The 6701-nt window shown below is 68.9% G+C and carries 8 protein-coding genes; 5 read left to right on the top strand and 3 right to left on the bottom strand.

The features are described from left to right. Nucleotides 1–833, bottom strand: an 833-nt coding sequence (locus AB0M46_RS50540; RefSeq protein ID WP_363348786.1) for an MFS transporter, incomplete at its 3' end; no start/stop codon positions are given. A gap of 73 nt (nucleotides 834–906) precedes the next feature. Further along, on the bottom strand, nucleotides 907–1758 hold the full coding sequence (locus AB0M46_RS50535; RefSeq protein ID WP_363348784.1) for an alkaline phosphatase family protein: 852 nt from the start codon (nucleotides 1756–1758) through the stop codon (nucleotides 907–909). A 331-nt stretch (nucleotides 1759–2089) separates the two neighbouring features. Here AB0M46_RS50535 and AB0M46_RS50530 point away from each other — a divergent pair, with 331 nt between their 5' ends. Genes AB0M46_RS50530 through AB0M46_RS50520 form a run of 3 tightly spaced genes read left to right on the top strand, consistent with a single transcriptional unit; the run spans nucleotide 2090 to nucleotide 4563 of the window. Beyond that, a complete protein-coding gene (locus AB0M46_RS50530) occupies nucleotides 2090–2938 on the top strand; it encodes an ATP-binding cassette domain-containing protein (RefSeq protein ID WP_363348788.1) in 849 nt (282 codons plus the stop codon). 9 nt (nucleotides 2939–2947) lie between these two features. Next, nucleotides 2948–3709, top strand: a complete 762-nt coding sequence (locus AB0M46_RS50525; RefSeq protein ID WP_363348782.1) for an ABC transporter permease — start codon at nucleotides 2948–2950, stop codon at nucleotides 3707–3709. Between the two features lie 47 nt (nucleotides 3710–3756). Further along, nucleotides 3757–4563, top strand: coding sequence for a MerR family transcriptional regulator (locus AB0M46_RS50520; protein ID WP_363348780.1), 807 nt, complete (start codon nucleotides 3757–3759; stop codon nucleotides 4561–4563). Nucleotides 4564–4571: 8 nt separating this feature from the next. On the opposite strand, the gene AB0M46_RS50515 is transcribed toward AB0M46_RS50520, so the two are convergent. Continuing rightward, nucleotides 4572–5135, bottom strand: coding sequence for a hypothetical protein (locus AB0M46_RS50515; protein WP_363348778.1), 564 nt, complete (start codon nucleotides 5133–5135; stop codon nucleotides 4572–4574). A 99-nt stretch (nucleotides 5136–5234) separates the two neighbouring features. Between AB0M46_RS50515 and AB0M46_RS50510 the strand changes: the two genes are divergently transcribed. Together AB0M46_RS50510 and AB0M46_RS50505 are read left to right on the top strand one after the other, a co-directional pair. Next, on the top strand, nucleotides 5235–5759 hold the full coding sequence (locus AB0M46_RS50510) for an HAD domain-containing protein (RefSeq protein WP_363348776.1): 525 nt from the start codon (nucleotides 5235–5237) through the stop codon (nucleotides 5757–5759). 688 nt (nucleotides 5760–6447) lie between these two features. Then, a partial coding sequence (locus AB0M46_RS50505; RefSeq protein ID WP_363348774.1) for a hypothetical protein occupies nucleotides 6448–6701 on the top strand: 254 nt, incomplete at its 3' end.

Genomic DNA, 6701 nt, shown 5'->3' with positions numbered 1-6701 from the left:
GTCGTGGGCCGCGCCGCGCCCGTGCCGCGAGGCGCGTTGCCGGCCCGGCGATCGTCTTGATCGTCGATCGCGGTGGGAGGGGTGGGGGAGGGCCCCTCGAAGTACGATCGCGAAGTGGGCGACGGCGCCGCAGCGGCCGGGGCGTCGGCCGGCGCGATCGGAGATGCCGCGATCGGGGCCGGGGAGACGGCGGCGCTGGACGGGGCGAGCCAGGACGGGCCGCGGTGGTCGGGGACGAAGGTCAGCAGGACGAAGACGCCGAGCAGGGCGACGCAGAAGCTCGTCACGAAGACCGCGTCGAAGGACTGCGCCGAGGCGGTCAGGACGGCGACGGCGACCAGCGGGCCGGCGAAGGCCCCGACGCTGTCCATCGCGCGGTGCACGCCGAAGGCGCGGCCCAGGCGCTCCGGGGGCGTGGAGAGGGTGATGAGGGCGTCGCGCGGGGCGGTGCGCAGGCCCTTGCCGGCCCGGTCGACGACGATGGCGGCGCTCAGCAGGGGGACCGAGGAGCCGGCGGCGAGCAGGCCCAGCTTGGCGAGGGCGGAGATGCCGTAGCCGAAGGCGGCGACGGCCTTGCGGCGGCGGATGCGGTCGGCGACGTAGCCGCCGACGAGGCGCAGCAGCGCGGTGGCGCCGGTGTACAGGCCGTCGACGACGCCGTAGCCGAGCGGGCCCAGGTGGAGGCCGAGCATGAGGTACAGCGGCAGGATGGCCGTCACCATCTCGGCCGAGACGTCCGTGATCAGGCTGACCGTGCCCAGGGCGAGCACCGTGGCGGCGATGCGGGTGCGCCGCGCGGGGACGGCGACGGCGGCGGTGGTCGGTTTGTCCACTGTGGACAGATACACGGAGAGCCTTTCCAAGGGGGTGTGGGCGCCCCGCAGGACGCCCACGGCAACGGTGGTGCTAGGCCCAGACGTCCGTGATGGGGGACAGGCTGGCGGCGTTGTTGATGCCGGAGAGGCCGTACGCGCCCTCGATGGTGCGCAGCACGTTGTAGTGGTTGATCTGCTCGGTGTACGTGCCGGTCGTGACGTGCGCACCGACGAACACCGTGAAGATCTGGTTCAGCGCGAGCCGGTTGTCCTCGTCGAAGGTGACGATGAGCAGGCTGTTGTGCGTCTTGGCCCACTGGGCGTAGGCGTCGAGGTTGTTCTTCAGCCAGGTGTCACCGGTGGCGACCGAGCAGTCGTGCATGTCGTTGCACATGTTCGGCGTGACGAAGGCGACCGTCGGCAGGCTCGCGTAGTTCGACGACGACGGGAAGCTCGCGAAGGTCAGGTTCGACGCCGCGGGCACGCTGCTGAAGTCGACCCAGCTGTTGTGCTTGCGCTGGTAGGTGCCGCTCGAGCAGCCCGTGTAGCCGTTGGACGGCATCGACTCCGAGTAGCCGTTGAACGTCAGGCCGGCGCCCACCAGCTGCGACTGCAGGTTGGTGCCGGTGAAGTTCTTCGGGCAGTCGTCGTTGGTCACGCCCTGGGTGGAGCCCGAGAACAGCGCGATGTAGTTCGGCTGGCTCGGGTGCGTGATGGCGTACGACTTGGTGAACTTCGCGCCCTGGCCGGCCAGGGAGTTGAAGTACGGGGCGCTGCTGGAGCCGTTGATCTGGGAGTAGGCGTGGTTCTCGAACATCACGAGCACGATGTGGTCGAAGCGCGGCACGCTGGTGGCGGCCTGCGCCTGCGACGCCGCGGCGGTCACGCCGGTGGCGACGAGGGCGGTGGTCGCGAGCGCGAGCACCACCCGGCGGATCGACATGGGAACTCCCCCTTCCTGGGCAGGGATGACGCCATATCGTGGGGAGCGCCGGCTACAAGATCATGAGAGCGCATTGACGAGGATGCGTGCGCGCGGTGAATACTTCGTTCGACATCAATGCGTCACGGTTGGTGCCGAGGATGACACAGGCGGCTCGACCGGCCTGAACTGTCGTTCTGGGTGAAGACTTGCGTCGATATGTGTGATCGTGCTCATCGCGCGCACGGCCGAGTGGGCCGGCAGGCGAGCGTCGGTCGGCAGCGTGGACGAAGCGAACCTGCCCCGGGCGGACTTGACCTTGACGCTGCGTCAACCCTCCATGCTGGCCGTCATGAGCATCCCGCCAACAATGCACGAGATCCAGGGGCCCGTGATCCACGTGCAGGGCCTGGAGAAGTCGTACAAGGGGCTGCGTGTGCTGCGTGGCGTGGACCTCGAGGTGGCGCGGGGCAGCATCTTCGCCCTGCTCGGCTCGAACGGGGCGGGTAAGACCACGGTGGTGAAGATCCTGTCCACGCTGCTCAAGGCCGACACGGGGACCGCCCGGGTCAACGGCTTCGATGTCGCGACACAGGCCGCCGACGTACGCGAGTCCATCAGTCTCACCGGGCAGTTCGCGGCGGTCGACGACATCCTCAGCGGGCGGGAGAACCTCGTCCTGGTCGCCAGGCTGAGGCACCTCAAGGACCCGGGCGCGATCGCGGATGATCTCCTGAGGCGCTTCGCGCTGACCGGGGCGGGCACCCGGAGGGTAGCGACGTACTCCGGTGGCATGCGCCGCCGTCTGGACATCGCGATGAGTCTGATCGGGAGTCCGCCGGTCATCTTCCTCGACGAGCCGACGGCCGGGCTGGACCCGCAAGCGCGCATCGAGGTGTGGCAGGCCGTCAGGAAGCTCACCGCGGGCGGCACGACCGTCCTGCTCACCACGCAGCACTTGGACGAGGCCGAACAGCTTGCCGACCGGATCGCGATCCTCCACCAGGGCCGGATCGTCGTCGACGGCACCGTTTCCGAGCTCAAGCAGCTGCTGCCGCCCGCCAAGGTCGAATACGTCGAGCGGCAGCCCTCCCTCGAAGACGTCTTCCTCGCGGTCGTCGGCGCCGCCGGCGAAGAAGACCGGGACGGCGACGTCACGAGGAGCAACGAAGACCGCAAGACCACGTCGAACGAGCAGTAGGGAACAGTCATGGCCACGCATTTCCTGGGCGACACCGCCGTGCTCACCGGACGGACCATGCGCCACGTCACACGCAGCCTGGACACCATCATCACGACCACGATCACGCCGATCGCCATGATGCTGCTGTTCGTGTACGTGTTCGGTGGCGCGATCGACACCGGGACGGTCTCGTATGTGGACTACATGCTTCCCGGCATTCTGCTCATCACGATTGCGTCGGGCATCTCCTACACCGCATTCCGGCTCTTCACGGACATGCAGGGCGGGATCTTCGAGCGATTCCAGTCCATGCCGATCGCTCGATCGGGCGTGCTGTGGGCGCACGTGCTGACCTCGCTGGCCGCCAACGTGATCTCGCTCGTGTTCGTCGTCGGCGTCGCCCTCCTCATGGGCTTCCGCTCGGGCGCGGGAGTGCCGGCGTGGCTCGCGGTCGCCGGTATCCTGATCCTGTTCACCCTGGCATTGACCTGGATCGCCGTCATCCCCGGCCTCACCGCGAAGAGCGTGGACGGCGCGAGCGCGTTCTCCTACCCGCTCATCTTCCTGCCGTTTGTCAGCTCGGCGTTCGTGCCCACCGGCACCATGCCCGGCCCGGTGCGCGCCTTCGCCGAACACCAGCCGGTGACCTCCATCGTCAACACAATCCGCGACCTGTTCACCCAGCAACCGGTCGGCACCGACATCTGGACCGCCCTCGCCTGGTGCGGCGGCATCCTCATCGTTGCTTACGTCCTCGCCAACATCGCCTACCGTCGCAGGATTTCCTGAGCCGGGCGTCGACCGGGTCTGGGCGAGTTGCGGGCAGGATCCACAGCATGCTGACGATCGGTCAACTCGCGGCGCACGCCGGCGTCACGGTGCGGGCGGTGCGGCACTATCACCAGATCGGGCTACTACCCGAACCGGACCGGGATGCCTCGGGCTACCGGCGCTACGGCGCACGAGCAGTCGTGGCCCTCATCAAGATCCGCACCCTCGCCAACGCCGGCGTGCCGCTGTCCCGGATCGGTCAGATGCTCGAAGCCGACGTACCGGCCTTCGCCGAAGCGGTCCAACGGATCGACAGCCACCTGCGCGACGAGATCGAACGGCTCGAGACCAGCCGCAAGCAGATCGCGCAACTGGCTGCCGGGGACAGTCTGGCGCTACCGCCGGAGGTGGTCTCCTATCTCGATCGGCTTCGGGAGATCGGGGTATCGGAGCGGATCGTGGAGGGTGAGCGGGACGGGTGGATCCTGGTGGCGGCTCGCTGGCCCGATCGCATCCATGAAATTATGCCCGCCAAGTTCGCGCAGCTCGGTGACCCGCAACTCGTTCGGCTCTATCGGGTCCTGTCGGAGATCTTGGAAGGCGACGCAGACGACGATCCGCGTCTGGAGGAAGCCGCCGACATCCTGGCCGACCTGGCCGAGCAGGCATACAGCTCCGGCGAGAACAACCTGGGCGAGCTGGCGAACGATCTCACGTTTGACCTTCTGGACGCACTTCCCGTCGAGTCCGACCCGCGGGCGCAGCGGATGCTGGACCTGATGCGCGAGCGTGGCTGGGCCAGTTGGACCCGGCAGGAGCGGCTCACGCGGCCGCCCGACTCACCTCCGGGCGTCGTGAGCCCGCAACGTTGAACGTCGGATCAGGGCCGTAGCGAGGCGACCGCGTGGCCGGCGCCGAAGCCCTCGGCCCGGGCGGCGATGCGCCCGTCGCGGACCAGGACCGCCGTCTCCGTCGTGTCGCTGACCGAGGTCATGCCCACCGCGGCGGCCAGGGTGGCGGCCGGGTCGTGGACGAGGGCCAGGTCCGGCCAGGCGGAGGACGGGAAGGCCACCCGAAGGCAGCTCATCAGCTCGGCGACGACCAGCCGGGGCAGGTCGGCGAGCTCCTGCGGCCGGCCCGTCACCAGCACTGCCGTGATCGGGGTGTCCGGCGTCGCCGCCCGCGCCGCCTCCTCCACCGAGGCCGCCCGGCCCAGGCCCAGCACCGTGACGACGCCGGAGTCGATGGCCGGTAGGGAGGCGTCCTGGATGGCGTCGTGGGCGGGTGGCGGGGACCACGGCTCGTCGCACGCGGCCGCCGCCGCGGCGTGGGCCGGATGCGGCGGGTTCCAGGGCTCCTCCAGGTCCAGGCCGGCCAGCCGCTCGCAGGCGGCCACCACGGCGAACTCGTCCACGAAGCCGGCTGAACCCGGCGCCTCGGACATGACCCGCCTGGGTGAGATCGAGATCGACAGCCCAGACGTCTGGACGAGCGCACGCTGCTGCCGCAAGTCGGGCGGGGCGAGATCAGGTACGGTCCGGAAGTGCTTCCTGGCATCGCGCGACAAACGTTGATCTTTCTCGACGTCGACGGTGTACTCATTCCGCTGCGAGAACGTTCGGCGACCATGGATCACCCTTCCATCGGAGCCGTGACGCACGCGTACGGGGACTCCGGCAATCCTCTGTTGCACCGGCTCGACCCCGATGACGGGCGGCGCCTGTTGGCCCTGAACGGCGAGCTCGTCTGGGCGACGACGTGGATGGCGGAGGCGAATGAGGTCATCTCGCCACGGCTTGGCCTGCCGGTGCTGCCCATCGTGGCCTGGCCGGACATCGATGACGAGCTAGCACCTGGTCTGCACTGGAAGACGGTGTCCATCACGCGATGGGCCGCTGGGCGGCCGTTCGTCTGGCTTGACGATGAGATCACCGACGCCGATCAGCGATGGGTCGCCACGCAGTACCCGTGCCCGGCGCTGCTGCACCACGTCGACCCATACCTCGGCTTGACCGATGCGGACTTCGCGACGGTCCGGCAGTGGCTCGGACGGCACAGAACCGTTTGATCAGCTGCGCGCACATGCCGCCGTTGGCGCACGGCGGCTGGCCAGTGCTCGTCACAGATGGTGACTGGCTCGGCGAGGCAGAGGGTTTCTGTTCTGCCGAATCCAGCGCACCCGATCTCGTCTGCCGCCGTCGGCAATGCCGTCCTCCGGCAGCACGATCCGTGATGTCGGCCGTGAACTCGGTGTCAATCACGAGACCCTGCGTAACCGGGTCAGTGCCGCGAAACGCGCCGATGAGCAGCGGGCCGGCGGTGCCGGTGCCGGCGGTGGTGAGCTCAGCAGCGCCGAACGTGAGGAGTTGCGGCGGCTGCGGGCAAGATCAGCGTGGCGGCTGCGGGGTGAGGGGCCAGGGCGCCCGGTGCGCAGTACGGCGACGGTTCGGTTCGTACCCGGTGCACCATTCGGTGGAGATCATCGACCGTGGCCACGGCCGGCAGTTTAGCGCCGCCTCAGCCGCGATCACACGTCGCGCGAGGCTCCAGGCCGAGTAGGCCTGGTGCGGGCCTCCCAATCACCGGCCACCGATCTCGCGGGCCAGGTGGCGGCGATTTCCGTCCGTGGACCTGTCGGCTGGCGTCGGTGGTGGCCACGCCGATGCGGTGGCGGCGTTGGGGGTGATCCTTCGAAACTGCGTCTCACGTTTGGCTCCGATTTGACGTCTACAGAGCGCAGAGAGAAGGGAACCGCGATGAGCACCCGACACGCACTGGTGGAGACATCTCTCGGATCGGACGCCGTGGTGAGCCCGCTCCTTCGTAGTTCGCAGGGAAGCCGGCCGCCGCATGTTTCGGCGGCGTCGGAGGCGGAGGTCGAGGCGATCGCGGCACTCGCCCGGACCCGCGGCGCAACACGGTTGGCCATCGGATCGGGCCGGGCGGACGACGACCTCACGACGGTACGCGCTGTCGCGGCGCGGTGGGAAGCGCTCGGCGGCGAGATTGT

It is taken from the genome of Dactylosporangium sp. NPDC051485, assembly GCF_040682015.1.
Lineage (GTDB): Bacteria > Actinomycetota > Actinomycetes > Mycobacteriales > Micromonosporaceae > Dactylosporangium.
Note: the sequence above shows the minus strand (reverse complement) of the source record. Positions and strands in the feature narration are given on the sequence as shown.

What these genes read in the sequence shown, in the direction of transcription:
- AB0M46_RS50515 (WP_363348778.1), bottom strand. Translation starts at nt 5,135, where the DNA reads ATGTCCGAGGCGCCGGGTTCAGCCGGCTTCGTGGACGAGTTCGCCGTG.
- AB0M46_RS50520 (WP_363348780.1), top strand. Translation starts at nt 3,757, where the DNA reads ATGCTGACGATCGGTCAACTCGCGGCGCACGCCGGCGTCACGGTGCGG.
- AB0M46_RS50535 (WP_363348784.1), bottom strand. Translation starts at nt 1,758, where the DNA reads ATGTCGATCCGCCGGGTGGTGCTCGCGCTCGCGACCACCGCCCTCGTC.
- AB0M46_RS50525 (WP_363348782.1), top strand. Translation starts at nt 2,948, where the DNA reads ATGGCCACGCATTTCCTGGGCGACACCGCCGTGCTCACCGGACGGACC.
- AB0M46_RS50530 (WP_363348788.1), top strand. Translation starts at nt 2,090, where the DNA reads ATGAGCATCCCGCCAACAATGCACGAGATCCAGGGGCCCGTGATCCAC.